This is a genomic window from Methylorubrum extorquens (assembly GCF_024169925.1).
Taxonomy (GTDB): Bacteria; Pseudomonadota; Alphaproteobacteria; order Rhizobiales; family Beijerinckiaceae; genus Methylobacterium; species Methylobacterium extorquens_A.
On record NZ_JALJXF010000001.1, the window covers coordinates 4,257,205 to 4,274,814 of the forward strand.

16 protein-coding genes are annotated in these 17,610 nt (G+C 68.9%); 10 read left to right on the top strand and 6 right to left on the bottom strand.

Going from position 1 to position 17,610, the window contains the following annotated elements; genetic code table 11:
- The first annotated feature begins 41 nt into the window (after nucleotides 1–41).
- From pxpB to J2W78_RS19910, 5 genes are all read left to right on the top strand, one after another.
- Complete coding sequence (gene pxpB, locus J2W78_RS19890) at nucleotides 42–767, top strand: 5-oxoprolinase subunit PxpB (RefSeq protein WP_253373334.1); 726 nt, start codon at nucleotides 42–44, stop codon at nucleotides 765–767.
- Nucleotides 764–1,783, top strand: a complete 1,020-nt coding sequence (locus J2W78_RS19895) for a biotin-dependent carboxyltransferase family protein (protein WP_253373335.1) — start codon at nucleotides 764–766, stop codon at nucleotides 1,781–1,783. The genes pxpB and J2W78_RS19895 overlap by 4 nt, the downstream gene beginning before the upstream one ends.
- Before the next feature lie 46 nt (nucleotides 1,784–1,829).
- Entirely contained in the window at nucleotides 1,830–2,924 is a 1,095-nt protein-coding gene (locus J2W78_RS19900; protein WP_253374096.1) for a UV damage endonuclease UvsE, read from the top strand.
- Nucleotides 2,925–3,044: 120 nt separating this feature from the next.
- Nucleotides 3,045–5,762, top strand: a complete 2,718-nt coding sequence (locus tag J2W78_RS19905; RefSeq protein WP_253373336.1) for a TIGR02302 family protein — start codon at nucleotides 3,045–3,047, stop codon at nucleotides 5,760–5,762.
- 151 nt (nucleotides 5,763–5,913) lie between these two features.
- Nucleotides 5,914–6,099, top strand: coding sequence for a twin transmembrane helix small protein (locus tag J2W78_RS19910; protein ID WP_253373337.1), 186 nt, complete (start codon nucleotides 5,914–5,916; stop codon nucleotides 6,097–6,099).
- Nucleotides 6,100–6,117: 18 nt separating this feature from the next.
- Here J2W78_RS19910 and J2W78_RS19915 read toward each other — a convergent pair whose 3' ends face one another.
- Nucleotides 6,118–6,615, bottom strand: coding sequence for a lipocalin-like domain-containing protein (locus tag J2W78_RS19915; protein WP_253373338.1), 498 nt, complete (start codon nucleotides 6,613–6,615; stop codon nucleotides 6,118–6,120).
- A gap of 274 nt (nucleotides 6,616–6,889) precedes the next feature.
- Here J2W78_RS19915 and J2W78_RS19920 point away from each other — a divergent pair, with 274 nt between their 5' ends.
- The 5 genes from J2W78_RS19920 to J2W78_RS19940 all read left to right on the top strand — a co-directional run bounded on the left by J2W78_RS19920 (nucleotide 6,890) and on the right by J2W78_RS19940 (nucleotide 11,370).
- Nucleotides 6,890–7,528, top strand: coding sequence for an acyloxyacyl hydrolase (locus J2W78_RS19920; protein WP_253373339.1), 639 nt, complete (start codon nucleotides 6,890–6,892; stop codon nucleotides 7,526–7,528).
- Nucleotides 7,529–7,645: 117 nt separating this feature from the next.
- A complete protein-coding gene (locus J2W78_RS19925) occupies nucleotides 7,646–8,218 on the top strand; it encodes a cob(I)yrinic acid a,c-diamide adenosyltransferase (RefSeq protein ID WP_253373340.1) in 573 nt (190 codons plus the stop codon).
- A 329-nt stretch (nucleotides 8,219–8,547) separates the two neighbouring features.
- Nucleotides 8,548–9,297, top strand: coding sequence for an electron transfer flavoprotein subunit beta/FixA family protein (locus J2W78_RS19930; protein ID WP_253373341.1), 750 nt, complete (start codon nucleotides 8,548–8,550; stop codon nucleotides 9,295–9,297).
- A 68-nt stretch (nucleotides 9,298–9,365) separates the two neighbouring features.
- Entirely contained in the window at nucleotides 9,366–10,319 is a 954-nt protein-coding gene (locus J2W78_RS19935) for an electron transfer flavoprotein subunit alpha/FixB family protein (RefSeq protein ID WP_253373342.1), read from the top strand.
- Between the two features lie 169 nt (nucleotides 10,320–10,488).
- A complete protein-coding gene (locus tag J2W78_RS19940; protein ID WP_253374097.1) occupies nucleotides 10,489–11,370 on the top strand; it encodes a 3-hydroxybutyryl-CoA dehydrogenase in 882 nt (293 codons plus the stop codon).
- Nucleotides 11,371–11,450: 80 nt separating this feature from the next.
- On the opposite strand, the gene J2W78_RS19945 is transcribed toward J2W78_RS19940, so the two are convergent.
- The 5 genes from J2W78_RS19945 to J2W78_RS19965 all read right to left on the bottom strand — a co-directional run bounded on the left by J2W78_RS19945 (nucleotide 11,451) and on the right by J2W78_RS19965 (nucleotide 17,527).
- A complete protein-coding gene (locus J2W78_RS19945; RefSeq protein WP_253373343.1) occupies nucleotides 11,451–11,729 on the bottom strand; it encodes a hypothetical protein in 279 nt (92 codons plus the stop codon).
- 298 nt (nucleotides 11,730–12,027) lie between these two features.
- The gene (locus J2W78_RS19950; RefSeq protein WP_253373344.1) at nucleotides 12,028–13,038 is read right to left on the bottom strand and encodes an NAD(P)H-quinone oxidoreductase; all 1,011 of its coding nucleotides are present in this window, start codon (nucleotides 13,036–13,038) and stop codon (nucleotides 12,028–12,030) included.
- Nucleotides 13,039–13,180: 142 nt separating this feature from the next.
- Nucleotides 13,181–13,831: a uracil phosphoribosyltransferase gene (gene upp, locus J2W78_RS19955; RefSeq protein WP_253373345.1), complete on the bottom strand. Its 651-nt coding sequence runs from the start codon at nucleotides 13,829–13,831 to the stop codon at nucleotides 13,181–13,183.
- Between the two features lie 96 nt (nucleotides 13,832–13,927).
- Complete coding sequence (gene glgX / locus J2W78_RS19960) at nucleotides 13,928–16,021, bottom strand: glycogen debranching protein GlgX (protein ID WP_253373346.1); 2,094 nt, start codon at nucleotides 16,019–16,021, stop codon at nucleotides 13,928–13,930.
- Nucleotides 16,022–16,102: 81 nt separating this feature from the next.
- Nucleotides 16,103–17,527, bottom strand: a complete 1,425-nt coding sequence (locus J2W78_RS19965; protein WP_253373347.1) for an alpha,alpha-trehalose-phosphate synthase (UDP-forming) — start codon at nucleotides 17,525–17,527, stop codon at nucleotides 16,103–16,105.
- Between the last annotated feature and the right edge of the window lie 83 nt (nucleotides 17,528–17,610).

Below are 17,610 nucleotides of genomic sequence, written 5' to 3' on the forward strand. Positions count from 1 at the left end.
ACGTCTCGCAGCGGGCCGCCCGATTGGGTAACCTGCCGCTCATGACGCACGACGCGCCGCGGCTGCTGCCCTGCGGAGACACGGCCTTCACCATCGAGTTCGGCTCAAGCATCGACGCGGGCCTCAGCGCCCGCGTGCTGGCCCTCGACGCGGCGCTCGCGCAGCGGGCCCTCCCCGGCGTGGTGGAAACCGTGCCGACCTACCGCTCGCTGACCGTCCATCTCGACCCAATCCGCGCCGACCCGGCCGAACTCGGCCGCGCCGTGCTGGCGCTCGCAAGCGAACCGCTCGCGGCGGTCCCGACCCCGCGCCTATGGCGCATCCCCGTGGTCTATGGCGGCGCGTTCGGGATCGACCTCGATGCGGTCGCCGCGCATCACGGGCTCACGCCCGAAGCGGTGATCGCGCGCCACAGCGCCCCGGAATACCGGGTCGCGATGATCGGCTTCCTGCCGGGCTACGCCTATCTCGAAGGGCTCGATCCCGGCCTCGCCCTGTCGCGCCGCCCCAGCCCGCGCCCGGTGACACCCGCCGGCACCATCTCCATCGGCGGCGCCCAGGCGCTGGTGGCGAGCATCGCGGCCCCGAGCGGCTGGCATCTTCTCGGGCGAACCCCTGAAAAGACCTTCGTGCCCGAGCGCGACCCCGTCTTCCTGCTCCGCCCCGGCGACCGGGTCCGCTTCGTCCCGACCCCGGCCGAGCGCTGGGACGCGCTCGCCGCTGCGGCGGAGGCCGGCGAGCCGGTGGCTGAGCTGTGCGAGGGGTGAGCGCCCACCTCCATCTCGCCCGCCTCACCGGTGCGGCCTCGCTTCAGGATGGCGGACGGCGCGGCTATCTCCGCTTCGGCCTGTCAGCCTCCGGGCCGATGGACCCGCTCGCCTTCGCCGCTGCCAACCGACTCGTCGGTAACCCGGCCGATGCGGCGGCGCTCGAACTGGGCCTCGCTGGGGCGAGCCTGCGGGTCGAGGGAGGGGCTGCGCGCCTTGCGCTGGCGGGCGCGCCGAGCGGGCTGCGTCTCGACGGCGAGCCGCTGGCCGCGCATCGCTCCTTCGTCCTGCGCGAGGGCTCGGAATTGACGGTCGAACGACCGCGCGAGGGCGTGTTCGCCTATCTCGCGGCGGCCGGCGGCTTTCCGGTGCGCAGCGTCATGGGCAGCCGGGCGCTCCACCAGCGCGCGGCCCTCGGCGGCTTCGACGGACGCGCATGCCGCGAGGGCGACCGCCTGCCGCTCGCCGCCCCAGCCTCGGGCGAGGCGGACCAGAGCCTCGACCCGATCTCACTGGAGCGCGACGCCCCGATCCGCGTAATCCTCGGGCCGCAGGACGACCTGTTCTCGCAAGCCGGCCTCGCGACCTTCCTCGGCGCACCCTTCACCGTGTCGAACCTGGCCGACCGGATGGGCTATCAGCTCGACGGACCGGAGATCGCCCACGGTCCGGGCGGCTTCAACATCGTCTCCGACGCCACCGTGGCCGGCTCGGTGCAGGTGCCGGGCTCAGGGCGCCCTATCGTCCTGCTCGCCGACCGCCAGACCACCGGCGGCTACCCGAAGATCGCCACCGTGATCTCCGCCGACCTGCGACGGATCGCCCAGCGCCGGCCGAGCGAGACTTTGCGGTTCGCGGCAGTCGATCTCGCCACCGCCACCCGCCTTGCCCGCGAGGCGGCGGCGCGGATCGCGGCCCTAGGCACACATCTCCGGCCGGTCGAGGGCGAGGCCGAGCGGCTGATGGCGGCCAACCTCGCGGGCGCGGCGGTGGATGCTTTCCAAGATGGGGATTGATGCATTTCACCGGGGGCCGAAGCTGGCCGTGACGCGTTATCGGCCCATGTCGCGCAAGCCCAACCCCTCCCAGCCGAACCTTTCCCAGCCGCCTCGCCTCGGCTTCTGCTGCACCTTCATCCCCGATCCTGATCCAAGCCACAAAACCCTCAAGGCCGCCAAGGATGCGGCCAAGCTGATGAATCTCGGCACGGTGACGATGGCGCATCTGGAGCGCCTCGGGCCGACCGCGCGCTTCGAGAAGCTGGAAGGCGTGGTGCGCCACAACCTCGCGGCGCTGGAACGCCAGATCGCCTGGGTGTCGGCCCGGCCGCCCCTGGAGCGGCTGCTGCGCATGGCGAGTTCGGTGCTGCCCGGCTACACCCATCCGGTGGCCGAGCCACTCTATGCGCAAGCTCCAATGCGCGCCTTGATCGAGACCGGCCTCGCCCGGATCGGTGAGCAGGCGCGGGCAGGCGACGTGCGACTGAGCATGCATCCCGGCCCGTTCTGCATCATCGCCTCGCGCAACCCGAACGCGCAGCGAAACGGCATCGCCGAACTCGAATACCATGCCGAGGTGATGGCGATGCTGGGGTACGGCTCCGGCTGGCACCCGCATGGCGCCCACGTGAACATCCATATCGGCGGGCGCGAGCCCGGCATCGAGGGATTCCGCGAGAGCCTGTCGCTGATCTCGGAGACGGCGCGCAACCTGCTGACCGTCGAGAACGACGAATCGCTGTTCGGCCTCGACGCGGTGCTGCGGCTCGGCGACCGCGTGCCGGTGGTGCTCGACCTCCACCATCACTGGGTCGAGAGCCGCGGCGCCTATATCGAGCCCGACGATGCGCGCATCCCGGCGGTGATCGCCTCCTGGCGCGGGGTGCGGCCGGTGAGCCATATCAGTGTTTCACGGGAAACGGTCCTGCCCGAGCACGATACCGGCACCCTGCCGGACTACGCGGCGCTCTCGGAACAGGGCCATTCCTGGCGCGATCTCGCCGCCCATTCCGACCTCATGTGGAACGAGGCGGTCAACGCGCTCGTTGCCCGGCACCTCGCCTGGAGCGATTTCGAGATCGAGGCCAGGGGCAAGAACCAAGCGAGCGTGCCGCTCGCCGCCCGGATCGGCCGCGAATTCTCGCGGGCCGCCGCCTGAACGCCCCAAGCGCGGCTGGGCGGATTTGACCCGGCGGAGCGCGCCCGTCACCATGCTAGCTTCCTCATTCGTGCGCGGGGCTCGTCTGCCCGGCGCCCGCGGGAGCCGCGACCGGACACGATGAGCGAGGCCGAACGGACGAATTCGAGCAGCGGCGATCCGCAGGGCGCGACGCGCCACCGCCTCGACCGGCTGGTGGCGCAGGCGCGGGCCGCGGGCCTGTGGGAACGGGCCTGGCCGGTGCTGTGGCGCGGGCTCGGCGTCGTCCTCGCCTTCCTCGCCGCCTCCTGGCTCGGCCTATGGCTCGACGTGTCCCCGCTCGGGCGCATGATCGGGCTCGGGCTCTTTGCCCTTCTGCTTGTCGCAGCGCTCTGGCCGGTCGTCCGGCTCCGCGCCCTGAGCCGGCGCGAGGCGCTCGCCCGGATCGACCGCGAGGCGGCCCGCGACGGCGGGACCGCGCATGATCCAGCCTCGTCGATCGAAGACACGCTCGCCGTCGGCCAGAGCGATCCGGTCACCCGCGCGCTTTGGGCCCTGCACCAGTCGCGGGCGGCTGCCGCCGTGGCGAGGCTGAAGGCCGGGCGCCCGCGCCCGCATATGCCGGGGCACGATCCGCTGGCGCTCCGCGCGGGCGTTCTCGTCGCGGCGCTGGCCGCCCTGTTCGTGGCGGGCCCCGAATGGCGCGGGCGCGTCGCCGCCGCCTTCGACTGGCGCGAGCCCCAGGCCGCCGCGCCGAGCTTCCGCGTCGACGGCTGGATCGACCCGCCGATCTACACCCGCGTGCCGCCGCTGATCGTGACGATGTCGGGGACTCCGAAGGATCCGGTGCAGCGCCTGCGCGCGCCGGTCAATTCCACCCTGATCGTGCGCATCGCCGGCCAGGGTGAGGCGGAGCTGACCCCGAACGCCGCACTGGTGCCCGTGGCCAAGGACGAGAAGGCCGCCTCCGCCCGTCCCACGCTCCAGAACGAGGCGAGGGGCGCGAAGGCCAACGAGACCCGCGCGACCTTGCGCGAGGAGCGCTTCCGGCTCGCGGGCGGCACCGCCGAACTCGGCATCGCCGCCTCCGGCTCGGAGCCGCAGCGCCTCGTGATCGAGACGATCCCCGACCAGCCGCCGGAGGTGCGCCGGGTCGGGGACCTCGAAGTGAACGGCCGCGGCACCTTCAATCTCAGCTACCGCGCCAAGGACGATTACGGCATCGCCTCTGCCGAAGGGCTGGTCGAGCCGCTGAAGGCCGGCCGCTCGCTCGTGCCGGTGCCCAAGATCGCGCTGGCGCTCCCCGCCGACGCGACGGGTGAGACCGACACCAAGACGCTGGTCGATCTCACCGACAATCCCTGGTCGGGCGCGCGGGTGAGGCTCACTCTCGTGGTGCGCGACGAGGCCGGGCAGGAAGGCCGCACCGAGACCGCCGAGATCGTGCTGCCGGCCCGCCCCTTCAGCCAGCCGCTCGCCCGCGCGCTGGCCGAGGAGCGCCGCCGCCTCGTGACAGCGCCCGACGCCGACCGCGGCCGGGTCCAGACCGCTCTGGACGCCCTGCGGATCGCCCCGGAGCGGTTCACGCCGCAGCCGGCGATCTTCCTCGGCCTCACCACCGCCGCCAGCCGGCTGCGCGCGGCGAAATCGGACGAGGATCTCACAGGCGTCGCCGACCTCCTGTGGGAGATGGCCCTCAAGATCGAGGACGGCGACCTCTCCGATGCCGAGAAGGCCCTGCGCGCTGCCCAGGACCGCCTCAAGGAGGCGATCGAGCGCAACGCGCCGGACGAGGAGGTCAAGAAGCTTACCGAGGATCTGAAACAGGCCCTCGACAAGTTCATGAAGGAGTTCGCCCAGCGGGCGAAGCCGCAGAACCGGCAGCAATCGGAGCGCCAGCAACAGCGGCAGAACGGCCAGACCGTCACGCCCGACGATCTGGAGAAGATGATCAAGGACATGCAGGAGGCGATGCAGCGTGGCGACACGGCGGAAGCCCAGCGCCTGCTCGAACAGCTCCGCAACGTGCTCGAAAACCTCCAGAACGCCGAGGGCGGCCAGAAGTCCGACGGCGGCATGGCCGAGATGAACCGGCAGCTCGACGAACTCGACAAGATGTCCCGCGAGCAGCAGGAGCTGCGCGACGAGACCTACAAGGAAGGCCAGCAGGGCCAGCAGCGTCCCGGCCAGCGCCAAAGGCCGCAGCCGGGCCAGCAAGGCCAGCGCGGGCAGCAGCCCGGCCAGCAGGGCGAAGGGCAGGAAGGCCAACAGGGGCAGCAGGGCCGCGGCCAGCAGGGACAGCGCGGCCAGGGACAGGGCCAGCAAGGTCAGGGCAGCGGGCAGCAGGGCCAGAACATGGGCCAGCGCCAGCAGGGCCTGCGCGAACAGCTCCAGGATCTCAAGAACCGGATGAAGCAACAGGGGCTTCAGGGGGAAGAGGGACTGTCGGATGCCGAGGAGGCCATGCGCGAGGCCGAGGAATCGTTAGGCCAGGGCCGCAATGGCGAGGCGGTGGACGCGCAGGGCCGCGCCCTCGACGGGCTGAAGCGCGGCGCCGAGGGCATGCAGAAGCAGATGCAGCAGATGGCCGAGGGCGAGGGCCAGGGTCAGGGTGAAGGCCAGCAGGACGGGCAGTCGCAGGGACAGCAGGGCCGGTCGGGCTCTGCCGACGACGACCCACTCGGACGTCCGACCCGCGGGCGCGACCTCTCGAACGGCAACGTGCGGGTGCCCAATGCCGACGAATCCGCGGTACAGCGCGCCCGCCGGATCATGGAGGAGTTGCGGCGCAAGCTCGGCGACCCCTCGCGCCCGCAGGAAGAACTCGATTACTTCGAGCGCCTGCTTCGCCGGAACTGAGTGTCTCTCACAAAACTCCCGTTGCGCCGTCGTGCCCAGAGGGGGAACGATCGGGGATCGGGAGTTTTGCGAGGCACGCTGAACCCCGCCGATCGAACCCCATTTCGGGCCGTGCTCGCGCGAGCACGGCCTCTCACGAGATCACCGACCGATGTCCGCCAACCAGCTCGTTCTCCTCGCCTGCCTCGCCGTCGCCGGCGTGCTGCTCTTCGGCCTCATCAACATGATGCGGGGCGGCAGCGCCAACCTCTCGCAGAAGCTGATGCGCCTGCGCGTGCTCCTGCAATTCGTGGCGATCATCGTCATCATGGGCGTGGTGTGGTGGCGGGCGGCCTGAGCGCCCGCCGCTGCGCCCTCACTCCTTCGCGCGCTCGAAGGTGACGATGCTGCGGGTTTCCCCTTTGTCGGCCCAGTTCGGCATCACCCGCCAGGGGGTCAGAACCCGCAGGCGCTCGCCGTCGAACGCGAACGTCCGGGTCTGCTCCGAGCCGACCCATTTCGGATCCCAGGCAACGTCGAGGTCGGCAATCCACTTGTCGCCGTCGAGGCGGAACTTGCCGGTGTAGGAGACGAGGGTTTCAAGGAGATGCGCCCGCTGTGCGTCGTCCTTGGCGGGCTTGCGGCCTTCACCGGTCAGCACGAAGAACACGCGCTTCTCCGGGGTGAAATAGGCGTAGCCGGTCGGGTGGTCGCCCATCACCGGCAGCTTCTCGCCGTCCTTGCGGACCTCCACCTCGTACGAGACCAGCTTCCAGAGACCCTTGAGCGGGGTGTCGCTCTCTGCCCGGGCCGTCATCGGCATCAAGGCCACCGCCAGGGTCGCAGCCGCCATCATCGTCGTCGTTGTCCGCATCGTCCGTCCCATTGCGTGGAAAGCCCCGCTCGGAGGCCTTTCATCCAACGCCGCCCACCCATTGTGCGATGCATCATTCGTTGCACGACCGGAATGTTGTCACCGGATTTTCCGCCGACCGTGCCCGCGCCGGCACGTACGTCTGCGCACCGGACCAAGTGTGGCGCGCACGCCCCACCCGACCGGCAAAAGGATCCGGACTGGATGAATCCGCAGGCTGTGCTCAGGACGCCGTGATATTTGAGGCGGATTGAAACGGACGGACCGACCGCCGATGAAGTCACCCTTTGCCCGGATTTGCGTCGGCGTCCTCGCCGCCTCGGCCATCACGACCACGCAGGCCGCCGATCTCGGCGCCGCCCGGGCTCCCGCACCGCCGCCCTACTTCGCCCCCGTCCAGCCCTACTCCATCGTGTCCGAGGTCCGCATCGGCGGCTCGGTGCAGGATCCGGGCAGCGCCGAGGGCAAGCTGCCGGGCTTCAGCACCGCGAACGTCAACGGCGAGATCCTGTTCGCCAAGCCGCTCGTGACCACCGATCCGTTCTGGCAGGCCTTCGTGCCGCGGCCCACCGTGGGCGGCAGCTACAACACCGGCGGCCGCACCAGCTACGCCTATATCGGCGCGACCTGGACCGTGGACCTCTTCCCCGAGACCCTGAACCGGCGCGTCTTCCTCGAAGGCTTCTTCGGTGGCGCGGCGCATAACGGCTATACCGGCCTAAAGGCGAACGCGCCCTACGGCTTCAACGCGCTGGGCTGCAATCCGCTGTTCCGCGAGGCGGCCGCGCTCGGCTTCCGTATTGATGCGCATTGGAGCGTCATGGCCACTGTCGAGCACATGTCGAATGCCGGCCTGTGCGGCGACAACCGCGGCCTGACCAATTTCGGCGGCAAGCTCGGCTACACTTTCTGACGAAGGCCGCTTTTTCGGGTTGCCAGAGTTTTACGGGTTGCAAAGACCCGCCGAGCGCGAAACATCGCCCGGCGGGTCTTCTCTTAGAAGAACACCAGGGCCCGCGGGAGAGACGCCGTGGTCAAGCTCAACCGCATCTACACCCGTACCGGCGACCAGGGCACGACCGGGCTCGCCAACGGCGAGCGCCGCTCGAAGGCGGATCTGCGGGTGGAGGCCTACGGCACCGTCGATGAGACCAATGCCTGCATCGGGCTCGCCCGCCTCAGCGCCGAGCCCACCCTCGACGCGATGCTGGCACGCATCCAGAACGACCTGTTCGATCTCGGCGCCGACCTCGCCACACCGCCGAGCGACAAGCCTCTGGAGTATGAGCCCCTTCGCGTGGTCGCCGCGCAGGTGCAGCGGCTGGAGACGGAGATCGACGCGCTCAACGCGAATATCCCGCCGCTGAAATCCTTCGTCCTGCCCGGCGGCTCGGCCACCGCCGCCGCGCTCCACCTCGCCCGCACCGTCTGCCGCCGCGCCGAGCGGCTGGTGGTCGCGCTGTCGGGCGTCGAGAGCGAGGCGATCTCGGCGGAAGCCCTGCAATATCTCAACCGGCTGTCGGACTTCCTGTTCGTGGCCTCCCGCGCGGCCAACCGCGACGGCGCAGACGACGTGCTCTGGGTACCCGGCCAGAACCGGTGAGTGTGCGGAGCGTGCCCCGACAGGGGGCAATCACGCGAAGAGCGCCGCGCGGAGCGGCCTATTCAGGACGTCAGTCCTGAACAGCGTCGAGTGAAGCGAAAGCCTGAGCCCGCAGAGGCGCGCGCCGGCGATTGAGGCCGGCAATAATTCAGGGCAATCGCTTTCAAGCGATCGCCCTGCAAGCCGCCGACAAGGCGCGTTGACAAGCGGGAAATCGCCTCGCTACGGTCCCGCCGCCCTGACAATCCCATCGATCGCGGTCAAGCGGGTCCGAGAGCCGTCCACCAAGTGACGCCGGGACTTCGCAGGAGCGGAGGAAAGCGACAGCCATGAAGGTTCTGGTGCCCGTCAAGCGGGTCGTCGATTACAACGTGAAGATCCGCGTCAAGGCCGACGGGTCGGGCGTGGAGCTCGCCAACGTCAAGATGTCGATGAACCCCTTCGACGAGATCGCCGTCGAGGAGGCGATCCGCTTGAAGGAAAAGGGCAAGGTCACCGAGATCGTCGCCGTCTCGATCGGCCCGCAGCAGGCGCAGGAAACCCTGCGTACCGCCCTCGCCATGGGGGCCGACCGGGCGATCCTGGTCAAGACCGACGTGAATTGCGAGCCGCTCGCCGTCGCCAAGGTGCTGAAGGCGATCGTCGAAAAGGAAAGCCCGAACCTCGTCATCCTCGGCAAGCAGGCGATCGACGACGATTCGAACCAGACCGGCCAGATGCTGGCGGCGCTTCTCGGCTGGCCGCAGGGCACCTTCGCCTTCAAGCTCGAATTCGGCGATGAAAGCATCGACGTGACCCGTGAGGTCGATGGCGGCCTCCAGACCGTCTCGCTCAAGCTGCCGGCGATCGTCACGACCGATCTGCGCCTCAACGAGCCGCGCTACGCGAGCCTGCCCAACATCATGAAGGCGAAGAAGAAGCCGCTGGAAGAGCTGACGCCGGAGGGGCTCGGAATCGACGTCGCGCCGAAGCTGACCGTGCTCAAGGTCGTCGAGCCGTCGGGTCGGCAGGCGGGCGTCAAGGTCGGCTCCGCGGCCGAGCTGGTGCAGAAGCTCAAGGTCGAAGCCGGCGTGCTCTGATCCTCGCGGCGCCGCTCCCGGCCCCCGGTCGAGCGGCGCGCCTCCCCTCTTTTCGAGAAGTTTCGCCGATGACCACGCTCCTCTACGTCGAGCACGCCAACGGGCAGATCAAGGACGGCACGCTGAAGGCGCTGACCGCTGCCAAGGAACTGGGTGCGCCCATTCACGCCCTGGTGCTCGGCACCGGCTCGAAGGCCGCGGCCGAGGCTGCGGGCACGTTCGAGGGCGTCGAGAAGGTGCTGAATTCCGAGGATGGCGCCTACGACCACGACCTCGCCGAGCCGACCGCCGCGCTGATCGCCGCAATCGCCGAGCCCTACGACGCGATCGTCGCCGCTGCCACGACCACGGGCAAGAACACTCTGCCGCGCGTGGCCGCGCTCCTCGACGTCGCCCAGATCTCCGACATCATCAAGGTTGTCTCACCCGACACCTTCGAGCGGCCGATCTATGCCGGCAACGCGATCCAGACCGTGCAGGCCGGCTCCGGCAAGCGCGTCATCACCGTGCGCACCGCCGCCTTCAAGCCCGCTGAACCGGGCAGCGCTTCCGCCGCAATCGAGGCGGTCTCGGCCGCCGCGCCCGACGCGCTGGGTGCGGCCTACAAGTCGGAAGAAATCGCCAAATCCGACCGGCCGGAACTGGCCTCGGCCAAGTTCATCGTCTCCGGCGGCCGTTCGCTCGGCTCGGCGGAGAAGTTCAAGGAGCTGATCGAGCCGCTGGCCGATGCACTGGGTGCCGCGGTCGGCGCCTCACGCGCGGCGGTGGATGCCGGCTACGCCCCGAACGACTGGCAGGTGGGCCAGACCGGCAAGGTGGTGGCGCCCGACCTCTATGTCGCGGTCGGCATCTCCGGCGCGATCCAGCATCTGGCCGGCATGAAGGACTCGAAGGTCATCGTCGCCGTCAACAAGGACGAGGACGCGCCGATCTTCCAGGTGGCGGATTACGGGCTGGTCGGCGACCTGTTTCAGGTCGTGCCGGACTTGCAGGCCGAGATCGCCAAGGCCAAGGATCGGTAGGTGTATCGGTAGACGCATCGATAGACGGATCGGTAACGCACCTCGCGACACCGTCGAACCGGCTTGGGCGCCTGCGGCTTGAGGCCGGTTTGACGCATTTGTTGCAGTGCCGCATCCTAAGGGTGCGGTCGAGAGGACGATGCCGCAGCAGGTAGGACGCGATACGGTTATGGGCATCGAGATCAAGACGGTCGGCATCGTCGGTGCCGGCCAGATGGGGAACGGCATCGCGCATGTCTGCGCGTCGTCGGGCCTCCATGTTCGGCTGAACGACCGCGATCCGCAGCGGATCGATGCCGGCCTCGCGCAGATCGACGCGAACCTCACGCGTCAGGTCCAGAAGGGCACCTTGAGCGACGAGCAGCGCCGCAGCGCGCTGGACCGCATCGCGGCGGCCCGCAGCTTCGACGACCTCGCGCCCTGCGACCTCGTCATCGAGGCAGCGACCGAGGACGAGGCGACCAAGCGCAAGATCTTCCAGGCGCTCTGCCCCTCGCTCAAGCCCGACGCCCTGGTCGCGACCAACACCTCCTCGATCTCGATCACGCGGCTCGCGGCCTCGACCGACCGGCCGGACCGCTTCATCGGCATCCACTTCATGAACCCGGTGCCGGTGATGCAGCTCGTCGAGCTGATCCGCGGCATCGCCACCGAGGATCCGACCTACGAATCGGCCAAGGCCTTCATCGCCCGGCTCGGCAAGACCTCGACCATGTCGGAGGACTTCCCGGCCTTCATCGTCAACCGCATCCTGCTGCCGATGATCAACGAGGCGATCTACACCCTCTACGAGGGCGTGGGCTCGGTCGAGTCGATCGACACGGCGATGCGGCTCGGCGCGAACCACCCGATGGGCCCGCTGCAACTCGCCGACTTCATCGGCCTCGATACCTGCCTGTCGGTGATGCAGGTGCTCTATGAGGGGCTGGCCGACTCGAAGTACCGCCCCTGCCCGCTGTTGGTGAAATACGTCGAGGCCGGCTGGCTCGGCCGCAAGACCAAGCGCGGGTTCTACGATTACCGCGGCGAGACGCCCGTTCCGACACGCTGAAGCGCGCGCCGCACGCACAAAGGAAAAGCCGCCCGAGACGAAGTCTCGGGCGGCTTTTTCGTGGTCCCTACCTCTGGGCCTTACTGCGCCGACTTCTGCGCCGGCTGCGGATAGGCGGGGTTCTCGACCGGAACGTTACCGCTGTTGGAAGACGGGGCCTTGTTGACGGAACCCGTGGTCACCTCACGTGCCGATTCCTGGCTCTTGCCGGCGTACTCGGAGGTCGTCTCCGCCCGGTTCCAGCTCAGGAGGCCAACCGTGGCGACCGCCAGCAGGACGAGGCTCGCCACGAGCACGTAGAGGACAGGCTTGCCCTTCGCACCCTGGCGGGCATCGGTTTGGGTCTCGATCTGGGCCATGAAGTTCCCTCTCTTCCGCCCGGCGAAAGGGGCGGCGTCAGCATCGGTTATGCTTGGCCAACGCCGGGCCGGCTCCGAGAGTTCCTATGGCAAGCTGCGCCCTGAGCCTTGCCCCGTATTCGGGCTGCGGCTCAGAGTTCTCATTTTGAAAGCGTCGCTTTCGAACCGTCGCAGGCCATCGTTCGCTAGAACATCATCCCGAAAGGTGGCTGCCGGCTTTCGGAAAAAAGATGACGCAAAAACAAAAGCCGGGAGCATCGTCCTGGATCCGACACCCAGGACGATGCTCCCGGCGGCTTCAGCGGCCCGTCGTCAGCAGAATCTTGCCCGTGTGGTTGCTGGTTTCCATCAGTTCGTGCGCCTCGCGCGCCTCCTCCAGCGGGAAGGTGGCGTGAACGACGGGGCGGATCTTGCCCGCTTCGACCAGCGGCCAGACATCCCGCTTCAAGCCCTCGGCGATGGCGGCCTTCGCCTCCTTGGCCTGGGCCCGAAGGGTCGCGCCGGTGATGGTCAGACGCTTGAGCATGATCGGGGTCAGCGTCAGGTTCTCGGCCTTGAAGCCCTTCATGAAGGCGATCTGGACGAGACGCCCCTCCACCGCGAGCGAGGCGATGTTCTTCTGCAGGTAGGCCGCGCCGACCATGTCGAGGATGACATCGACCCCCTTGCCGTCGGTGAGGCGCTTCACCTCCTCGGCGAAATCGGTCTCGCGGTAGTTGATGGCGGCATCCGCGCCCAGTTCCTCACAGAACCGGCACTTCTCGGCCGATCCGGCGGTGGTGAGGACGCGGGCGCCGTGCTGCTTGGCGATCTGGATCGCCGTGGTGCCGATGCCGCTCGCCCCGCCATGGACGAGGAAGGTCTCGCCTTTCTGCAGCCGCCCGCGCTGGATCACCGTCGAGTAGACGGTGAAGACTGTCTCCGGCAGGCCGGCGGCCTCAACCAACGAGAGCGGCCCGGGCTTCTTCAGCACCTGCCCGGCCTCGGCGACGGCGAACTCGGCGTAGCCGCCGCTGATGACGAGCGCGCAGACCTCGTCGCCCACGGACAGACCCGTCACACCCTCGCCCAGCGCCGCGATGCGGCCGGCGACCTCGAGGCCGGGAATCTCGGTCGCCCCCTTCGGCGGCGGGTAGCTGCCCTGGCGCTGCATGATGTCCGGCCGGTTGACCCCCGCCGCGACCACCTCGATCAGAACCTGCCCGGCCGCGGGCTCCGGCAGCGGCACGGTCTCGACCGCGATGACCTCCGGGCCACCCGCACCGGTGAAGCGGATCTGGCGCATGGTCTCGGGCAGGTTTTTTGTCATCAAACTTCCTTGGGGCTTCCTCGGGCTCACGCGGCGGGCTGGTCGCGCGTACGCTCGAGTCAGATGGCGCAGGGGACGGGGCGCGTCGAGGCGTGAACCGCCTCCGTCATCGCGAGCGAGCGCTGGATCGAAAGCCGAAGCATCAGCGCGTGCCGTACATCCGGTCGCCGGCATCGCCGAGGCCCGGCACGATGTAACCGTGGTCGTTGAGGTGGCTGTCGATCGCCGCGGTCCAGACCGGCACGTCCGGATGCGCCGCCTGGAAGCGGGCGATCCCTTCGGGGGCGGCAAGCAGGCAGACGAAGCGGAGATCCTTCGCGCCCCGGCTCTTCAGCCGCTCCACCGCCGCGACCGCGGAGTTGGCGGTGGCGAGCATGGGGTCGAGCACCAGCACGGTGCGGTCGGCCAGATCCGACGGGCTCTTGAAGTAATACTCCACCGCCTGGAGCGTGTCGGGATCGCGGTAGAGTCCGACATGAGCGACGCGGGCCGAGGGCATCAGCGAGAGCATGCCGTCGAGGAAGCCGACGCCGGCCCGCAGGATCGGGGCGAGCACGAGCTTCTTGCCGGCGATCCGGCGCCCTTCCATGGGCTGAATCGGCGTCTGGATGGTGACCGGTTCGAGCGGTAAGTCGCGGGTCACCTCGTAGGCGAGCAGCATGCCGATCTCGTTGAGGAGTTCGCGGAACCCCTTCGTCGAGCGGTCACCGTCGCGCATCATCGTCAGCTTGTGCTGAACGAGGGGGTGATCGACCACCGTCACCCGCGCCGCGCCGCCGCTCTCCGCCTGCATCGATACCGTCCCTTTGCCTGTCGTGATCCGGGCCGCACGATGCCACGGGGGGCGGAGGAAGCCGAGACGCGCGGGACGTTTTCCCGCTTGAGCGGATCAGTCGAGGATGGGGGGCGACTTCAGCACCAGCACCGCCCGCTCGGGCAGATCGACGGTGCCGCCGGCCGGGACCGGCGGACGCGCTCCGTCGGGGACCGTGCCGGTGTCGAGGGTGGTGTCGAAGACGGGACGCCAGGGGCCGCCGAGATCGGGCGGCAGGGCGAAGGGGCAGGGCTCGGGCGCCGCGTTCATGAGGATGAGGACGCGCTCGGAGCCCTCGATGTCGTTGCTCATCTGCATGCCGAAGGCGCGGCGCTCGCCGTCGCCCCAGGCACCCGCGTCCATCTCGGTCCCATCGGGGGAGAGCCAGTGCACGTCCTTCAGGGCCGTCTCGCCGACGCGGCTGCCGACGAGGAAGTGCCGCCGCCTTAAGGATCGGCAGACCCGGCGGAGCCCGGCGAGGTTTGCCACGAACTCGGTGAGCGTCGGGTCGGGATCGGTCTCCCAATCCATCCAGCTCAACGCGCCGTCCTGGCAATAGGCGTTGTTATTGCCGCCTTGCGTGCGGGACCGCTCGTCGCCCATCAGCAGCATCGGCACGCCCTGCGCGAAGAACACGCAGGCCAGCATGTTGCGCTTCTGCCGGGCGCGAACGGCCAGGATGGCGGGGTCGTCCGTCGGGCCCTCGATCCCGTAGTTGGCCGAGAGGTTATGGCCGTGGCCGTCGCGGTTCTCCTCGCCATTGGCCTCGTTGTGTTTCTCCTCGTAGGCCACCACGTCGGCAAGCGTGTAGCCGTCATGCGAGGCGACGAAGTTGATGCTGGCGAGCGGCGAGCGGCCGGAGGGCAAGAAGATCTCGCGCGAGCCGGAGAGCCCCTGGGTCAGCTTGGCCAGCGTGCCGGAATCCCCCCGCCAGAAGCCGCGGAGGTTGTCGCGGAACTGGTCGTTCCACTCGCTCCAGCCATAGGGATAGCCGCCGAGCTGGTAGCCACCCCCGCCGATGTCCCACGGCTCGGCGATGAGCTTGACCCGCGAGAGGATGGGATCCTGCTGCACCGCCTGGAAGAACGCGGCCTGGGGGGAGAAGTCGCTCGGCGCGCGGCCGAGGCTCGTTGCGAGATCGAAGCGGAAACCCGCCACGCCATAGGCGGTCACCCAATGGCGAAGGGAGTCGAGCACCATCCGCATCACCCGCGGATGGGCGACGTTGAGGGTGTTGCCGCAGCCGGTGCAGTCGATGTTGCGGCGTGGATTCTCGGGATCGAGCTTGTAGTAGCTGGCGTTGTCGATGCCGCGGAAGGCGAGCGTCGGCCCGAGATGGTCGCCCTCCGCCGTGTGGTTGTAGACCACGTCGATCAGGGTCTCGATACCGGCCGAGGCCAGTTCGCGGATGGCGAAGCGCAGCCCGCTCGCCCCGCCCTCGCCGAGATATCGCGGCTCGGGGGCGAAGTAGTTGTAGGGCTGGTAGCCCCAGAAATTGACGAGCCCCTTGTCGATCAGGAAGCGGTCGTCGGCGAAGGCCTGGATCGGCAGGAGTTCGAGGGCCGTGACGCCGAGCTTCAGCAGGTGCTCGATGATCGCCGGGTGGGCGAGGCCGAGATAGGTGCCGCGCTCGGCCTCCGAGAGAGCCGGATGCGTCCGGGTCAGCGCCTTGACGTGCGCCTCGTAGATCACCGTCTCGTGGAGCGGGCGCGGCGCGGGCAGGGCGATCGCGTCGGGCGTATCGGGGCGGGTGACCACGCCGCGCGGCACGAACGGGGCGCTGTCGCGCCGGTCCATCTGATCCTCGCGGGCGCCGCCATGGCGATGGCTGTAGAGCGCGTCGTGCCAGCGGATGCGGCCGGCGATCTCGCGGGCATAGGGGTCGAGGACGAGTTTGGCAGGGTTGAAGCGGTGTCCGGCCGCCGGGTCCCAGGGACCGAACACGCGGTAGGCGTATTGCTGCCCCGGCAGAAGGCCGTGGAGATAACCGTGGAAGACGTCGTCGGTCCGGCTGGGTAAGCGGATCGTGCGCGATTCGTGACGGGCGCCGGGATCGAACAGGCAGAGATCGACCCGGGTCGCGTTCTGCGAGAAGAGGGCGAAGTTGCTGCCGCGGCCGTCGAAATGCGCGCCAAGTGGCGTCGGCAGGCCCTCCTCGATGACGATCATTCCGGTCTTTCGTAGAGCGGGCCCAAAAAGAAAAGGCCCCGCTTCGACTTAGGCCGATTCGTCGCCGAGACGGAAGCCCCGCTACTCCGCCGCCGCCGCCGTCGTGCTCGGCGGCTCGCGCTCGACGGTGCGGAAGGTCTCCAGCTCCACCATGAAGCAGCGGGCCCACCAATCCACGTCCTCGCGCAGCATGCGGTCCGCCATCGGCTTCCAGCGCTCCAAGCGCTCAGCCCGCGGCATGTAGAGCGCCTGCCGGATCGCCTCGGCGACCTCGAAGCGGTCGTAGGGGTTCACGAGCAGCGCCTCGGGCAACTGACGCGCCGCACCCGCAAACTTCGAGAGGACGAGGACGCCGGGATCCTCCTCGCTCTGGGCGACGACGTATTCCTTGGCCACCAAGTTCATGCCGTCGCGCATCGGCGTGACGAGGCCGACACGGGCTGCGCGATAGAGACCGGCGAGCACGGGCCGCGGATAGGCCTTGGTGACGTACTGGATCGGCGTCCAGGCCGGCTCGCCGAGCATACCGTTGATGTCGCCGACCTTCTCGTTCACCTCGCGCGAGAGCTGCTCGTATTCCGGCACCTCACTGCGGGATTTCGGCGTGATCTGGATGTAGACGACGTTGCCGCGCTGGTCCGGATTGGAGGCGAAGAAGCGGTCCACCGCCTCCATGCGCTCGGGCACGCCCTTCGAGTAATCGAGCCGGTCGACGCCGATGAGCAGCTTGCGGGTGCGCAGGCCCGCCATGGTCTCGCGCACCACCTTGTTGGAGCCGGCCTTGTCGGCGGCCTCCTTGAAGCTGGCGACATCGATGCCGATGGGGAAGGAGCGGATCCGCGTGCGCCGCCCGTCCACCATCATCGAGCCGCCGCCGAGCGGGATCGCCCGCATCGTGTCGATGAAGTTGCGCGAGAGATTCTGCACGTCCGCATCGGTCTGCAGGCCGATCAGATCGTAATCGGCCATGGCGCGCAGCAGCTCGTTGCTGGCGGGCAGGGTGTTGAACACGTCGGCGGCGGGCCACGGGATGTGGTGGAAGTAGCCGATCGGGTTGGCGATGCCCTGGCCGCGCAACTCGCTCGCCAGCGGCAGCAGGTGATAATCGTGGACCCAGATCAGATCGTCGGGCTCGACGAGCTTGGCGAGCGCCTGGGCGAAGGTCTGGTTGACCCGCTGGTAGCCTGCATAATCCGAGCGGGAGAACGTCCCGAGCCCGATCCGGTAGTGCATGATCGGCCAGAGCGCCCGGTTGGCAAAGCCGGCGTAGTACTCGCGATGGTCTTGCGGCGAGAGGTCGAGGACGGCGTACTGGATCGGCCCGCGGTCGATCAGTTCGGGCTCGGCGCTCGGGTTGTCGCGGATGTTGCCGCTCCAGCCGAACCACAGCCCCTCGTAGGAGGAGAAAGCTTCCTTGACCGCGACGGCGAGTCCCCCTGCGGAGACCGCATCCTTGCCCTCGGCGGGCACGGCGACACGGTTGGAGACGATGATCAGACGTGCCACGAACCCGGCTCCGGTCCTCGCTGGGGCCGGCACGCGGGGCGCGCCAGCCTAAGGGTCTTGCGTCTGGGAGAAAACGCGCGGAA